Origin of the sequence: Streptomyces sp. NPDC018833 (genome assembly GCF_044390825.1) — a bacterium.
GTDB lineage: Bacteria > Actinomycetota > Actinomycetes > Streptomycetales > Streptomycetaceae > Streptomyces.
Map to the genome: position 1 here is coordinate 385114 of NZ_JBIRZM010000006.1, position 14384 is coordinate 399497.

Sequence of the window (14384 nt, forward strand, 5' to 3'; positions counted from 1 at the left end):
GGCACACCCCGAGACGACCCTGAGGGGTCCCTTACTCTCCAGCGGCTGGAGGCGGCCGGGCCCACCGCGGTGAGCTGCAGCTGTCCGACGGCACTGACGGCCATGAAGTTCTTCGGGGCCTTGCTGTTACGCGATGGCCCCTCTGTTACGCGATGGCCCCGGGATCGTCGCGTTCTCCAGGGCCTGGGCGCGGGGCGGGCACGACCGGGAAGCGGCCACCGGCGGAGGGAGCCGGGCGCCATGCGAAGGTCCCGTCGCTTTCCGCGCGACGGGACCTTTCGGCGATTCGCGCCAGTTGTCCGCCGTCGCAGTTCTCGGGTTTCCTCCCCATCCGGCCTGCACCGCCCGCGCGCCGACTACGATCTCGGGCCATGAGGGGTTCGCGGAGCGACCGCGTCCGACGCAGTGAGCGTCCCACGGCTCTGCTGAGCTCCGTGGCGACGCTCCTCGGCGCGCTCTTCATCTGCCTGAGCCCGTCGGGACCGGCACCCCATGAGGCGGCCGGAGCCCGGCCGCACCTCGGCACCCCTGCCGCCGCGCACGGGACGGACCGGACACCGGCCGTGTCCGAGACGGTGCTGGGCTGCCCCGACGACCGCGGCGACTGCCGTCTGCTGCCGGTGCTGAGCCCGGCCGTGCTCACGGCGCCCCCGCTGGACGCTCCCCCCGCGGCGGTCGCCCAGGGCCCGTACACGTCGCCGCCCGCCGCCGGCGGCGGGGCGCGGTGGACCGGGGCGCTGCCCCGCGCTCCCGACCTGCACGTCCTTCAAGTGCTGCGGGCCTGATCCGGCCCGCTCGCTCCCGCACCGAACGACACCCCCCGCAGACCACACGAAGGACGACCCCACCATGGCTTCCCGCAACACGACCAACGACCGCCGGGCCCGAATAGAGCAGATGCGCCGCGCCGAGCAGGCGCGCGAGCGCCGGAACCGCATCATCACGATCAGCGTCAGCACCCTCGTCGTCGCCGCGCTCGTCGGCTTCGGCGGCTTCGTCCTCAACAAGAAGTCCGAGGAGAAGGAACAGGAGGTCGCCGCGGCCAAGGCGCCGGTGACCGACGAGCAGACCTGGGACGCCAAGAAGCTGGGCCGCAATCACGTCGACACCCAGGTGAAGTACGAAATGGCTCCGCCGGTCGGCGGCGACCACAACCAGGCGTGGATGAACTGCAACGGGGACGTCTACACCGAGCCCGTCCCGGACGTGAACGCCGTCCACTCGCTGGAGCACGGCGCGGTGTGGGTGACGTACACCGACAAGGCCGCCGAGGCGGATGTGAAGAAGCTCGGCGAGAAGGTCAAGAAGACGCCCTACTCGCTGATGAGCCCGTACAAGGCCCAGAAGGGCGCGATCATGCTGAGCGCCTGGGGCAAGCAGGTCACGGTGGACTCGGCCGATGACCCGCGGGTGAACCAGTTCTTCACCAAGTACGTCCAGGGTCCCCAGACGCCCGAGCCGGGTGCCGCCTGCACGGGCGGGCTGGGCGGGAAGTGAGGGGCATGACGCGTACGCACTGGGCCGCGATCACGGCGGTCGTGCTGGCGCTGCTCTTCGCGGGGGCCGCGACGGTGGCCTCCGCGGGCGGTGAGACGCCCGCCCCACGTACGCCGGGGACGGATTCGCCCGACGCCGGCTTCGCCCGGGACATGTCGGTCCACCACCAGCAGGCGGTGGAGATGTCGTTCATCGTCCGGGACCGGACGAAGGACGAGGGCGTGCGCAGGCTCGCGTACGACATCGCCAACACGCAGGCCAACCAGCGGGGCATGATGCTGGGCTGGCTCGACCTGTGGGGGCTGCCCAAGGTCGTCGCCGGCAGCGCGCCGATGGAGTGGATGCGTTCGGACACGGACGCCGCGTCCGGGCACGGGTCGGGGCACGGCGGCCACGGCTCCGGGGCGGCCGGGGACGACCGGCTGATGCCGGGCATGGCGACGAAGGACGAGCTGAATCGACTGGGCGAGCTCAGCGGCAAGCAGGCGGAGGTCTTCTACCTCCAGCTGATGATCAACCACCACAACGGCGGCGTGGCCATGGCCCAGGGCTGTGCGGACCTGTGCACCGTCGGCGTGGAGCGGGAGCTGGCGCGGGGCATGGTGGACGCGCAGCGCTCGGAGGTCGAGTTGATGGTCGACCTGCTGAAGAAGCGCGGAGCCGAGCCGCTCGCCTGAGCCGCCCTGACACCAATCGGGCCCGGCCGGGCGGCCGGGCCCGTCGCGCGAGCCGCCCGGCGCACCGTCGGCACAGAGCACCGTCGGCCCGGCCCGTCACCACGCGGTGACGGGCCGGGCCGCGTCCGTACGGTGACGGGTCTGCTCTCGCCACGCGGGGAACGGATCTGCTCTCTCCGTACGACGGGCCGGCACGACGGGCCGGCCGTCCGCGTGCGGAGCGTCAGCCGGCCGCGGCCGCCAGCGTGACCACGGTCACCGTGACCATCGCCGCCTGCATGTCCCGGATCGCCTCCCGGACACCGTCGCCCGCCCACTGGCCGTCGGCGATCTGCGCCATACGGGCCTCGACCCTCTTCCGCGGCACGTCGGGGAAGGCGATGCGGTGCAGCTTGGCGCCGTGCAGCAGGGCGATCAGCCCGGTGGTTCGGTCGTCGGGCGTGTCGCCGTCGAGGACCACACCGGTCAGCCGCCCGCGCAGCTCACGCTCCACGGAACCGTCCGCCTCGGGATAGCGCCGGACCGGAAAGACGCCGAGGGCGTGGCGGCGTTCCTCGGCGACGAGGCTGCGGGAGACCAGGCTGTCGAGCGTCGCGCGCGGGGCCTTGGACTGGTCCTTGGTGAGCCAGGCCGCGACCTTCGCCGAGCGGCGGTTCGCCGACCAGTCCGTGATCTTCCGCAGGCGTTCGTCGAGCAGCGGGACGTCCGTCGGCGTGTTGTCGACCGTCCGCAGGCGCTTGTCGGCGACGGCGACCCGCCCCGCCAGCGCCAGGTCCAGCAGGATGCCGCCCGCGACGGCCCAGGCCGCGGACGCCTTGTCCTTGGCGGCGCCCGACTCGTCGTCCAGCGACAGCAGCATGATCTCCTCGGCCAGCGTGACGGTCATGCACGGCTCCCCTCGTTCGTTCCGCTGTCGAGCCGGTGGTCGGCCGGCCCGTCGCGCGTGCGCGTACGCCGCGCGTTCGTACGGAACGACGCCACAGGTGACCGGCGGGTTCCACCGCGCGGTACGGCTGCGGTACCCGCGCGACGGCCGCGGGCCGCGGCCCACCCGGGGCGGCGCGACCGTCCGATCCCTGCGCGGCCCCGGGTTGCGGCGACCGGTCGCTACACGCGGCCCCCCGCGCGGCGCGACCGTCCACCCTGCGCGGCCCCGGGTGCGGCCACCGGTCGCTACGCGCGGCCCCCGCGCGGCGCGACCGTCCACCCTGCACGGCCCGGGTTGCGGCCCTCCGGTCGCTACGCGGCCGCGCGCAGCGCTGTGGTCCGATCACCGGCCCCGGGGCGTGGTCCGCACGGATCCCGACCCCCCAGGACATCGCGTCAGAAAGACGATTACACTGAGCCGCGTGCCTCAACTACGCCTCGCCCTGAATCAGATCGACTCGACCGTCGGCGATCTCGCCGGCAACGCCGAGGCGATCGTGCACTGGACCCGGCACGCCGCCGAACAGGGGGCGCATCTCGTCGCCTTCCCCGAGATGGTGCTGACCGGGTATCCCGTCGAGGACCTGGCCCTGCGGTCGTCCTTCGTCGACGCGTCACGCTCCGCCCTGCGCGCGCTCGCCTCGCGGCTCGCCGCCGAGGGGTTCGGCGACCTGCCCGTCATCGTGGGGTATCTGGACCGTTCCGATACGGGCAGCCACAAGTACGGCCAGCCCGCCGGGGCACCGCGCAACGCCGGCGCCGTGCTGCACCGCGGTGAGGTGGTGCTGACCTTCGCCAAGCACCATCTGCCCAACTACGGCGTCTTCGACGAGTTCCGCTACTTCGTGCCGGGCGACACCCTGCCCGTCATCCGCGTGCACGGCGTCGATGTCGCCCTCGCGATCTGCGAGGACCTGTGGCAGGACGGCGGCCGGGTGCCCGCCGCCCGCAGTGCGCGGGCCGGGCTGCTGATCTCGATCAACGCCTCGCCGTACGAGCGCGAGAAGGACGACACCCGCCTGGAACTGGTGCGCAAGCGGGCCCAGGAGGCGGGCTGCACCACCGCCTACCTGGCCATGATCGGCGGCCAGGACGAGCTGGTCTTCGACGGCGACTCGATCGTCGTCCGCGCGGACGGCGATGTGATCGCCCGTGCCCCGCAGTTCGCCGAGGGCAGCGTCGTCCTGGACCTCGATCTGCCCGCCGCCGAGGCGGAGGCGCCCACGGGTGTCGTGGACGACGGTCTGCGCATCGACCGCGTCGTGCTGTCGGAGGAGCCGCTGCCCCCGTACGAGGCCGAGCTCTCCGGTGGGTACGCCGACCGGCTCGACGACGACGAGGAGGTGTACTCCGCGCTGGTCGTCGGCCTGCGCGCGTACGCCGCCAAGAACGGTTTCCGGTCCGTCCTCATCGGCCTCTCCGGCGGCATAGACTCCGCCCTCGTCGCGGCCATCGCCTGCGACGCGCTCGGTGCGCAGAACGTGTACGGCGTCTCCATGCCGTCCAAGTACAGCTCCGACCACTCCAAGGGCGATGCCGCCGAGCTGGCGCGCCGGACCGGACTGAACTTCCGCACCGTGCCGATCGAGCCGATGTTCGACGCGTACATGGACTCGCTGGGGCTCACCGGGCTGGCCGAGGAGAACCTCCAGTCGCGGCTGCGCGGCACGATGCTGATGGCGATCTCCAACCAGGAGGGGCACATCGTGCTCGCGCCGGGCAACAAGTCCGAGCTGGCGGTGGGGTATTCGACGCTGTACGGCGACTCGGTCGGCGCGTACGGGCCGATCAAGGACGTCTACAAGACGACCGTGTTCCGGCTCGCGAAGTGGCGCAACCGCGCCGCCGAGGAGCGCGGTCAGACCCCGCCGATCCCGGAGGCGTCGATCACCAAGCCCCCGAGCGCCGAGCTGCGCCCGGGCCAGGTGGACACCGACTCGCTGCCCGACTACGACGTGCTGGACCGCCTGCTGGAGCTGTACGTCGACCGCGACCAGGGCAAGGACGCCATCGTGGCGGCCGGGTTCGACGAGGCGCTGGTGACCAAGACGCTGCGGCTGGTGGACACGGCGGAGTACAAGCGGCGCCAGTACCCGCCGGGCACCAAGATCTCGGCCAAGGGCTTCGGCAAGGACCGGCGGCTGCCGATCACGAACCGGTGGCGCGAGGCTACGAGCTGATCGTCGTCTCCTGGGCGAGGGGACTTCCCGCGACGACGCGGGAGGTCCCCTTCGCCGTACGGTCCCGGTCCAGCAGCCCGGCCGTCGCCGCGATCGCGAGGCCCGCCACCGCGAGGACCGCGCCGACGAAGGCGGGGGAGGTCCAGCCCCAGCCCGCCGCGATCGCCGTGCCGCCGAGCCAGGCGCCGCCCGCGTTGGCGAGGTTGAAGGCCGAGTGGTTGGAGGCCGACGCCAGGGTCGGGGCGTCCTGCGCCGCGCGCATCACCATGACGCTTTGTTCCCGGCGGTGAACGCCGGGTTGCGACGAGATTCTCCCCACGCCGGGCACCGTCACAGGACGACGCCGCGGTCATGACGAGCGCCACAGCCGCGCCGCGGGCGCCGACCGCAGTCATGACCAGCCGCGTCACACGCGCCCTACGTGCCGCAGGCATCACCAGCGCCCCGGCCGAGCCACACGCGCCCACGTGCCGCAGTCATCACAGCGCGATGCGTGCCGCGATCGGGAGGTGGTCGCTGTCCGTCCGTGGGAGCGTCCAGGACGAGACCGGCTCCATACCCCGCACCATGATCTGGTCGATCCTCGCCATCGGGAACGACGCCGGCCAGCTGAAACCGAACCCGTCCCCGGCGGCACCCTGCGTGGAACGCATCTGGGACGTGACGGCGTTCAGGGAGCGGTCGTTCATCGTGCCGTTGAGGTCGCCGAGCAGCGCCACACGGTCCAGACGCTCACGGGCGATCGCCTCCCCCAGCGCGTCAGCGCTGTTGTCCCGCTGGTTGGCCGTGAAGCCCGCGTTCACCTTCACGCGCACGGACGGCAGATGCGCCACGTACACGGCCACCTCGCCGCCCGGCGCCGTCACTGTGGCGCGCATCGCCCGGGTCCAGCCCAGCCGGATGTCCACCGGTGCCGCGCCGGAGAGCGGGTACTTGCTCCACAGCCCGACCGTGCCCTCGACCGCGTGGTACCTGTACGTCTCCGCCAGCGCCTTCTCGTAGGCGGCCACCTGACCTCCGGGCAGCTCCTGGAGCGCGATCACGTCGGCCCCCGACGCCGCGACGTCCCTGGCGGTGCCCGCCGGGTCCGGGTTGCCGGCGTTCACGTTGTGCGTGGCGACCGTGAGATCGCCGCCCACCGCCGCCGACTTGCCCGTGAGCAGGTCGCCGAACAGGTTGAGCCAGACGGTCAGCGGCAGGAGCAGTGCGATGAGCGCCGTGGCCGAGCGACGCACCAGCGCACCGGCGAGGACCAGCGGCACGACCAGGCCGAGCCAGGGCAGGAACGTCTCCGTCAGGCTGCCGAGGTTGCCGATCCGGTTGGGGATCTGCGCGTGCAGGATCATCAGGAAGGCCACCAGCACGGCGCACAGCGCGAGCAGGACACCCCGCCGCCAGACGCCCCGGTCGCCGCGCCAGCGCTCCAGCAGGCTCCGGACACGGGATTCCGATGGCCGCGTCCCCGCCGTGCCGCTCTCCTTCTCCGCCGTGTACGCCTGCGCCATAAAGAGTCCTCACTGCCTTGCTGTCACACCGGTGGCGCACAGCGCCGCTCCCCCGGGCCCCGGGCCGTGCCCCTCGAAGACCCCAGGGCTTCGGGCGCCCCGGGATCTTCTGACCCCTCGGCACCCTAGGGGATGACCGGTGGTCACTTCACCGTCCATTTGACGGCCGTACTGCCTCGATGACGACGCGTCCACGCACCGGGTTCCGCGTGTCGGCTCAGGTGGGACGGCTGTGACAGAACCCGCACATTGCGGCCCGGCCGACCGGACGTGGTCCCGGGGCCGTTCAGCCGTGCGGCCGCACTCCGCGCAGCACGGTGTCCACGATCAGCTCGGCGCTGCCCGGGCCGGGCGTGCACTCGGGGCGCTGCACGGTGCGTACGAGCATGGGCCCCACGAACATGTCGCCGAGCAGGTCGAAGTCGACGTCGGCGCGGATCTCGCCGTTCTCCACGCCGCGCCGCAGGACGGCGTCCATGCGCTCACGGCGCGGGGCGACGGCGATGCGGTGGTACATCTCCCAGAGCTTGGGATAGTTCTGCATCTGCGCGAAGACGTTGTGCAGGAGGGCGGAGGAGCGCTTGGCGAGGCCGCGTCGGCGGAGCGTCTCGACGATGGCCACCAGGTCGTCGCGCACGGAGGTGCCGGGCAGGGGCGGGTCGGCGGGCTCCATGGAGCGGACGACGTCGACGAGGAGGGACTCCTTGCCCTCCCAGCGGCGGTAGATCGTGGCCTTGCCGACCCCTGCGGTGCGGGCTATGCGCTCGATGGAGAGGTCGGAGATGGACACGCCCTCCTCCAGGAGCCGGACGACGGCGTCGACGATGGACCGCTCGACGGCCTCGCTCCGGGGACGACCTCGGCGGGGCACCGCACCGGACCCGCGCGTGTCCTGCACGGTGCGGGTGTCCCGCTCGGCCGCGTGCGCGGTGTGGGGGCCGGTGCCCGGCCCGCGCATGCCCCTGTCCGGCGCGGCCGCGGCATGGGGTGCCACGGTCGACGTGTGCGCGGGGCGCGTGCCCCTGTCCGGCGCGTACGTGGCCCGGGAGTCCTGGCCGGGCACAGGCCCAGCGTGCGTGTCCCCGCCGGGCCCAGGCTCCGCGTGGCGCCCTGTGCCCGGCGCGGCATCGGCATCGGCATCGGGCGCCTTTACCGGCCCGGGCACGTCGTGCCGTTGCTCCGGGGGCACTGTCGCCTCGCCTTTCGCCGCCATCTGTCCATTCTCCCGTAGGCTCTTCATGCTCTTCGTACTGCTCACGCCCCCTGCACCCCGGGCCCTGCGCCCGCCGCTCACGGGCTGGCGGCCCTGGCCGGCGCCCGCTCAGGAGCGGGTGGCCGACCCGGCCGGGTCCCGTCGCGGCCCGGCAGGAAGAGCGCCACCATCAGCGCCCCGACGAAGCACACCCCCGCCGATCCCAGCGCCGTCAGGTGCATCGCGCTGAGGAACGCGTCGTTCGCCGGGCCCACCAGCGCCTTGCCCGCCGGACCCAGTGCCTCCGCCGCGCCGAGCGTCGCCTCGATCGACTCGCCCGCCGCCTCCCTGGCCGCGGCCGGCAGGCCGGTGAGGTGGGGCTCGATCTCGCCCCGGTAGTGCGCGGACAGCAGCGAGCCGAGCACCGCGACGCCCAGGGCGCCGCCGACCTGGCGGAACGTGTTGTTGATGGCCGAGCCCGAGCCGGCCTTCTCCCGCGGCAGCGTCTGCATCACGGCCACCGTCACCGGCGGCATGACGTGCGCCATTCCCGTGCCCTGCACGAAGAAGACGGTCTCCAGCACCCACACCGGCGTCGACGCGTCGAAGAACGCGAACGCGCCGAGGCCGCCCGCGACCATCAGCATGCCCACCGCGCAGGTGGCCCGGGCGCCGAAGCGGTCCACGACAAGCCGGGCGCGTGGCGCGAACACCACCTGCGTCACCGCCAGCGGCATGATCAGCATCCCCGCCTCCAGCGCGCTGTGGTCCCGCACGCTCTGGAGGTAGAACGCGGAGAAGAAGGTCACGCCCATGAGCGCGAAGAAGACCAGGGCGATCGCGGCGACGGCGGCGGCGAACGCCGGCCTGGCGAAGTACGACATGTCGATCGACGCATGGTCGCTGCGTCTTTCGTGCAGGACGAAGCCGGCCAGCACCGCCAGGCCCGCGAGCATGGGGAGGAGCACGGAGGGGGCCGTGAAGTCGGCGAGCTCGCCGCCGCGGATGATGCCCGAGACCAGCAGGACGAGACCCACGACGGACAGGACGACGCCCAGGGCGTCGACCCGGCCGGGGTTCGGGTCCTTGGAGTCGGGGACCAGCAGGGCCATGGCCACCAGGGCGGTGATCACGACGGGCACGTTGATCAGGAAGATCGAGCCCCACCAGAAGTGTTCGAGGAGGAGCCCTCCGGTGATGGGGCCGATGGCGATGGCGAGGCCGACACTGCCCGTCCAGACACCGATCGCCCTGGGCTGTTCGTCGCGCTCGAAGACGTTCATCAGCACGGCCAGCGTCGCGGGCATCACGAAGGCCGCGCCGAAGCCCATCATCGCCCGGTAGGCGATCAGCTCGGTCGGCGAGCCGGAGAACGCGGCGAGCGCGGAGCCCGACCCGAACACGGCGACGCCGAAGAGCAGCACCTTCTTGCGGCCGATGCGGTCGCCCAGCAGGCCCGCCGTGAACAGCAGACCGGCGAAGACGAGCGTGTAGGAGTTGATCGCCCACTCCAGCTGACTCTGGGTGGCGCCGAGGCCGATGGGCTCGGGGGCGGCGATGATCCTGACCGCGACGTTCAGGATCGAGTTGTCCAGCACCACGATGAGCAGGCTGAACATCAGGACGGTGAGGGTCGCCCAGCGTCTGCGACGTACGACCTCAGGGATGCACAGCGTGGCGGGGTCACCGGACGGGGTGGGCATGGGCAACCAGCCTAAACCGATTTCGATACGAGACCGTCTCGTATAGGAACACTTTACGGAACAGGGCCCCCTTTCGCCCGGCGGCACGTAGTGCCACCATGGAGGCGGTCCGGGGACGTCGTAAGGACGCCTCGAGATGACAACAAGGAGCCGATCAGCCATGACGCTTCAGGCTGCGCAGAACCAGCCCGCCGCCCGCCCGTCCGACACCAAGCCGTCCGACAGCAAGGCGCTCTACGGCGGGACGCAGCGGCGCCGCATCACCGTCCACGACATCACCGCCGCCAAGGAGCGGGGCGAGAAGTGGGCCATGCTCACCGCCTACGACGCGATGACCGCGTCCGTCTTCGACGAGGCCGGCATCCCGGTCATGCTGGTCGGGGACTCGATGGGCAACTGTCACCTCGGTTACGAGACCACCGTGCCCGTGACGATGGACGAGATGACGCTGCTCTCCGCCGCCGTCGTACGGGGCACCAAGCGCGCCCTGATCGTCGGCGACCTGCCGTTCGGCTCGTACCAGGAGGGCGCGGTCCAGGCGCTGCGCAACGCGACCCGGCTGGTGAAGGAGGCGGGCGTCGGAGCCGTCAAGCTGGAGGGCGGCGAGCGGTCGCTCGCGCAGACCGAGCTGATCGTCGAGTCCGGCATCCCGGTCGTCTCCCACCTCGGCCTGACCCCACAGTCCGTGAACACCATGGGCTACCGCGTGCAGGGCCGCGGCGACGAGGCGGCGCACCGGCTGATCCGCGACGCCAAGGCCGCCCAGGACGCGGGCGCGTTCGCCGTGGTCCTGGAGCTGGTGCCGGCCGAGGTCGCCGCCGAGGTCACCCGCTCCCTGCACATCCCCACCATCGGCATCGGCGCCGGGCCGGACACGGACGCGCAGGTGCTCGTGTGGACCGACATGGCGGGCCTGACGGGCGGCAAGGTGCCGCGCTTCACCAAGCAGTACGCCGACCTGCGCCGGGTTCTGGGCGATGCGGCGAAGGCGTTCGCGGAGGACGTCGTCGGCGGCGCCTTCCCCACCGAGGAGCACACCTTCCACTGACCACTCCCGGTACGGCCGGCAGCCCGCCGATCTTCCCCCGTCGGCGGGCTGCCGCACGGGTCGGCGCGTAATGTGAGAGGTGGACTCGGGGTACGCAGCAACGCCGCCAGGAGGCGGATGACCATGGCCGGTATCGTGAGCAGGACGTTCGACTCAGCTGACGAGACACGGGAGTTCACCGAGGGGAAGGGGAGGCTCGACCTCCTCAACACGGAGCAGGGGCCGGTCGGCCGGGCCGTGTTCGAGCCGGGCTGGCGCTGGTCCACCCACGTCAAGCCCATCGCGGAGACGGACAGTTGCATGGCGTCCCATGTGGGTTACGTCGTCAGCGGACGGATGAAGATCGTCATGGACGACGGCGAGACGGCCGACGCGGAACCGGGCCAGTTCGTCACCGTCGCACCCGGGCACGACGCCTATGTCGTCGGCGACGAGCCGTGCGTCATGCTCGACTGGGTCGGCTTCGGGGACTACGCGAAGTCCGCCGCCTGACCTGCGGGGCCTCGGCCTCGCCGCAGTGCTTCACGATTTCGGGGACTACGCGAAGTCCGCCGCCTGACCTGCGGGGCCTCGGCCTCGCCGCAGTGCTTCACGATGCCCCGGACCTCAACGGCGTTGGTGTCGACGCGTATCCCGCGGCCCACGGTGCCGTGGTGCACCGACAGACCGCCGAGACGGTGTCGACGTCCCCCGGCGGTCACCGTTCCCGCAGGGGTGGACCTCGACCTCCGTGAGGGCGGGCACGGGCCTCGGCGTCCTCGGCGTCCTCAGCCCCAACGGCGCCGGCAGGACCACCCTCCTACGCTTCCTGTCGACCCCGGTCGTCCCCGACGCCGGCCGGGCGACCGCCGCGGACCACGACGCCGTACGCCGGCCCCGGCAGCCGCGCCGCATCATCGGGCTCATCGTCAGTAGGCCGCCGTGGACGGGAAGTTGCGGCACGCCACAGAGGCGTGGCCGCAACTCCCGGTGCCGCGAGGCCAGTTCCGGCCCCGGACCGGCGCCGAGCCGGTCCGCCGGATCCTTGCGCACCTCCCCGTACGCGGCCGACGCCCACCGCCCGTCCCGTGTCCTGCAAGGCCCGGATCCACGAACCGCAGGGCCTTGAGCGGCTCGTCCAGGGGGCGTGGGCCCCGCACAGGGCGGCCAGTTCCGGCAGGACGGCGTCGGCAGGGGCACGCGCGAGCGCCGCGGCGGGCCGCATGCGGCGGGAGCGTCGCCGCCCAGATGCGGTCCGGCAGGTTTCGGCCGGCGCGGGCCGGCGCCACAGCGGGAGCGTGCCGTCGAATGCCATCGCCACGGTCGCGTCACCGGCCGCGAGCGCCCGCGCCCGCTCCCCCGTCATCCGGTCCACGCGGTGCAGGTCCACGGCTTCGGGATCGGCGCACGGGCGGTAGCCGCCGTCGGCCGTCGGCCGAGCGATCGCCTCGTGCCGACGGCCGACACAGCCGGCCGACCAGGGCCTGCGCGTCGGCCGGCGGATCCGTGTCCCGCACCTCGTCGACCAGTACGGCGACGGGGACCGTGCGCCCGGGGTACCCGCGCGAGCGCGGTCGGCAGGGCACGCGGCCGTGCGCCGTCGAGCGCGACGGGCGTGCCGTCGGCGCGGACGGCCTGGGTGCGCCGGGACAGAACCGTCGCCCGGTCCTCGTTCCCGGTGTGCGGCGCGCCCACGGGGAAGAGGCAGGAACACCGGGGAGGGCCCGGGAACGTTGTCCCCGTGTCACCGGTACGGTCTACTCCGCACACACGCACGCCCGCGTCCGCACCTCCCTGTCGCACGAACCGCCCGCGTCCCCAGGAGCCGTATCCATGACCACCGCTGCCAGGCGCCACAGCGACCGCATGATCAGCCCCGTGTTCATCGGGATCGCCGCGGTGATGGCGGTGACGGGCTGGGCCGTGTGGACGGACTTCGCGGCCAGCCCCGGACTCGCGGTCTTCCTGTTCGTGGTCTCGGCGTGGATCGTCTCGCTCTGTCTGCACGAGTACGCGCACGCCCGCACCGCGCTGCACGGCGGGGACATCTCGGTCGGCGCCAAGGGCTATCTGACGCTGAACCCGCTGAAGTACACGCACGCCCTGCTGAGCGTCGTGCTGCCCGTGATCTTCGTGATCCTGGGCGGTATCGGTCTGCCTGGCGGCGCCGTCTTCATCGAGATGCACCGCGTCCGGGGGCGCTGGAAGCACAGCCTGATCTCCGCGGCGGGTCCGCTGACGAACGTGCTGTTCGCCGCAGTGTGCACCGCGCCGTTCTGGCTGGGCGCCCTCGACGGGGTGCCCCTGCCCTTCCGGCTCGCGCTCGCGTTCCTCGCCATGCTCCAGGTCACGGCCGCGATCCTGAACTTCCTGCCGGTGCCGGGACTGGACGGCTACGGCGTGATCGAGCCCTGGCTGCCGTACAAGGTGCGCCGCCAGGTGGAGCCGGTCGCACCGTTCGGTCTGCTCGCCGTCTTCGTGATCCTCTGGATCCCGGAGGTCAACCAGGTCTTCTTCGACGCCGTGTACGGCGCCATGGAGGCGCTCGGCGTGCACGAGGTCGAGATCTACTGCGGGCGGGACCTGTTCATGTTCTGGGACGGGCAGAACGACCCCTGCGTCTCAGGCTGACGACGTGCGCACCTCAGGCTGACGGGGTGCCGGCCTCGCGCTGCGCCCTGGCGCGGCGGGTGTAGTACCAGGCCATGTTCGACGACAGGCCGGCGAGCAGCACCCAGACGATCCCGAGCCACATGCCCTGCGTGAAGGACAGCACCGCCGCGGCGACGGAGAGCACGCAGACGACGAGGGAGCAGAGAGCGAGGCGGGGCATGGGGTGCGACTCCTGTCGGGTCCTTCGGATGGGGGCTCCCCCACGCCCGCCAGGGCGTACGGGGAGGTCGCTCCCAGTGTCCCCCATGCCCCCGCCCCCGCTACACGTCGGTGACGCGCAACCCCGCGTGCGCCTTGTAGCGGCGGTTCACGGAGATCAGGTTGGCGACGAGCGACTCGACCTGGTGGGCATTGCGCAGCCGGCCCGCGAACACGCCGCGCATACCGGGGATGCGGCCTGCGAGCGCCTGCACGGTGTCGGTGTCCGCGCGGGACTCGCCGAGCACCATCACATCGGTGTCGATCTCGCCGATCGACTCGTCCTGGAGGAGCACGGCCGACAGGTGGTGGAAGGCCGCGGTCACCCGCGAGTCCGGCAGCAGCGCGGCGGCCTGCTCGGCGGCGCTGCCCTCGTCCGGCTTCAGCGCGTAAGCACCCTTCTTGTCGAAACCGAGCGGGTTGACGCAGTCGACGACGAGCTTGCCCGCGAGCTCCTGCCGCAGCGACTGAAGGGTCTTGGCGTGCCCGTCCCACGGCACGGCCACGATCACGACGTCACTGCGCCGGGCGCACGCGGCGTTGTCGGCTCCCTCGATGCCGAGGCCGAGTTCCGTCGCGGCGGCCGCGGCCCGCTCGGTGGACCGCGAGCCGATGATCACCTGCTGGCCCGCCTTGGCCAGCCGGTAGGCGAGTCCGCGGCCCTGGTCGCCGGTGCCGCCGAGGACACCGACGACGAGGCCGGAGACGTCGGGGAGGTCCCAGGGATCCTTGGCCGGGGCCTTCGGCGCGGTGCCCGCGCTGTCATTCGAAGTCATGGGCCGACCCTACTTCCTGGTAAGCGGCT

General features: G+C 72.3%; 13 protein-coding genes and 2 pseudogenes. 8 read left to right on the forward strand and 7 right to left on the reverse strand.

Features of this window, described 5'->3' with window-relative positions:
- The first annotated feature begins 371 nt into the window (after nt 1–371).
- From ACH5AF_RS15875 to ACH5AF_RS15885, 3 genes are all read left to right on the forward strand, one after another.
- Nucleotides 372–785: a hypothetical protein gene (locus ACH5AF_RS15875; RefSeq protein ID WP_398902227.1), complete on the forward strand. Its 414-nt coding sequence runs from the start codon at nt 372–374 to the stop codon at nt 783–785.
- 64 nt (nt 786–849) lie between these two features.
- Nucleotides 850–1497, forward strand: coding sequence for a DUF3105 domain-containing protein (locus ACH5AF_RS15880; protein WP_398902228.1), 648 nt, complete (start codon nt 850–852; stop codon nt 1495–1497).
- A 5-nt stretch (nt 1498–1502) separates the two neighbouring features.
- A complete protein-coding gene (locus ACH5AF_RS15885) occupies nt 1503–2174 on the forward strand; it encodes a DUF305 domain-containing protein (RefSeq protein WP_398902229.1) in 672 nt (223 codons plus the stop codon).
- A gap of 223 nt (nt 2175–2397) precedes the next feature.
- Here the strand turns inward: ACH5AF_RS15885 and ACH5AF_RS15890 are convergent, their stop codons facing one another.
- Entirely contained in the window at nt 2398–3060 is a 663-nt protein-coding gene (locus ACH5AF_RS15890; protein ID WP_398902230.1) for a GPP34 family phosphoprotein, read from the reverse strand.
- 463 nt (nt 3061–3523) lie between these two features.
- On the opposite strand from ACH5AF_RS15890, the gene ACH5AF_RS15895 reads away from it, so the two are divergent.
- The gene (locus ACH5AF_RS15895) at nt 3524–5281 is read left to right on the forward strand and encodes an NAD+ synthase (RefSeq protein WP_398902231.1); all 1758 of its coding nucleotides are present in this window, start codon (nt 3524–3526) and stop codon (nt 5279–5281) included.
- On the opposite strand, the pseudogene ACH5AF_RS15900 reads toward ACH5AF_RS15895, so the two are convergent.
- From ACH5AF_RS15900 to ACH5AF_RS15915, 4 genes and pseudogenes are all read right to left on the reverse strand, one after another.
- Nucleotides 5271–5552 (reverse strand): annotated as a pseudogene (locus ACH5AF_RS15900) (MFS transporter); the annotation flags it as partial. The gene ACH5AF_RS15895 and the pseudogene ACH5AF_RS15900 sit on opposite strands and share 11 nt — an antisense overlap.
- A 208-nt stretch (nt 5553–5760) precedes the next feature.
- Nucleotides 5761–6786, reverse strand: a complete 1026-nt coding sequence (locus tag ACH5AF_RS15905; RefSeq protein WP_398902232.1) for an endonuclease/exonuclease/phosphatase family protein — start codon at nt 6784–6786, stop codon at nt 5761–5763.
- Nucleotides 6787–7072: 286 nt separating this feature from the next.
- Nucleotides 7073–7849 carry a TetR/AcrR family transcriptional regulator gene (locus ACH5AF_RS15910; protein ID WP_398902233.1) on the reverse strand — a complete coding sequence of 259 codons (777 nt, stop codon included), beginning with the start codon at nt 7847–7849 and terminating at the stop codon, nt 7073–7075.
- Nucleotides 7850–8076: 227 nt separating this feature from the next.
- Nucleotides 8077–9681 (reverse strand): MFS transporter, encoded by a 1605-nt coding sequence (locus ACH5AF_RS15915; RefSeq protein WP_398902234.1) that lies wholly within the window; start codon nt 9679–9681, stop codon nt 8077–8079.
- Between the two features lie 160 nt (nt 9682–9841).
- Between ACH5AF_RS15915 and panB the strand changes: the two genes are divergently transcribed.
- From panB to ACH5AF_RS15935, 4 genes and pseudogenes are all read left to right on the forward strand, one after another.
- Complete coding sequence (gene panB / locus ACH5AF_RS15920) at nt 9842–10729, forward strand: 3-methyl-2-oxobutanoate hydroxymethyltransferase (RefSeq protein ID WP_398902235.1); 888 nt, start codon at nt 9842–9844, stop codon at nt 10727–10729.
- Between the two features lie 123 nt (nt 10730–10852).
- Complete coding sequence (locus ACH5AF_RS15925) at nt 10853–11221, forward strand: cupin domain-containing protein (protein WP_398902236.1); 369 nt, start codon at nt 10853–10855, stop codon at nt 11219–11221.
- 238 nt (nt 11222–11459) lie between these two features.
- A pseudogene (locus tag ACH5AF_RS15930) lies at nt 11460–11633 on the forward strand (daunorubicin/doxorubicin resistance ABC transporter ATP-binding protein DrrA); the annotation flags it as partial.
- A gap of 908 nt (nt 11634–12541) precedes the next feature.
- Nucleotides 12542–13339, forward strand: a complete 798-nt coding sequence (locus ACH5AF_RS15935) for a site-2 protease family protein (RefSeq protein WP_398902237.1) — start codon at nt 12542–12544, stop codon at nt 13337–13339.
- A 13-nt stretch (nt 13340–13352) separates the two neighbouring features.
- On the opposite strand, the gene ACH5AF_RS15940 is transcribed toward ACH5AF_RS15935, so the two are convergent.
- Entirely contained in the window at nt 13353–13541 is a 189-nt protein-coding gene (locus tag ACH5AF_RS15940) for a hypothetical protein (RefSeq protein WP_398902238.1), read from the reverse strand.
- A gap of 100 nt (nt 13542–13641) precedes the next feature.
- The gene (gene npdG / locus ACH5AF_RS15945) at nt 13642–14355 is read right to left on the reverse strand and encodes an NADPH-dependent F420 reductase (RefSeq protein ID WP_398902239.1); all 714 of its coding nucleotides are present in this window, start codon (nt 14353–14355) and stop codon (nt 13642–13644) included.
- Between the last annotated feature and the right edge of the window lie 29 nt (nt 14356–14384).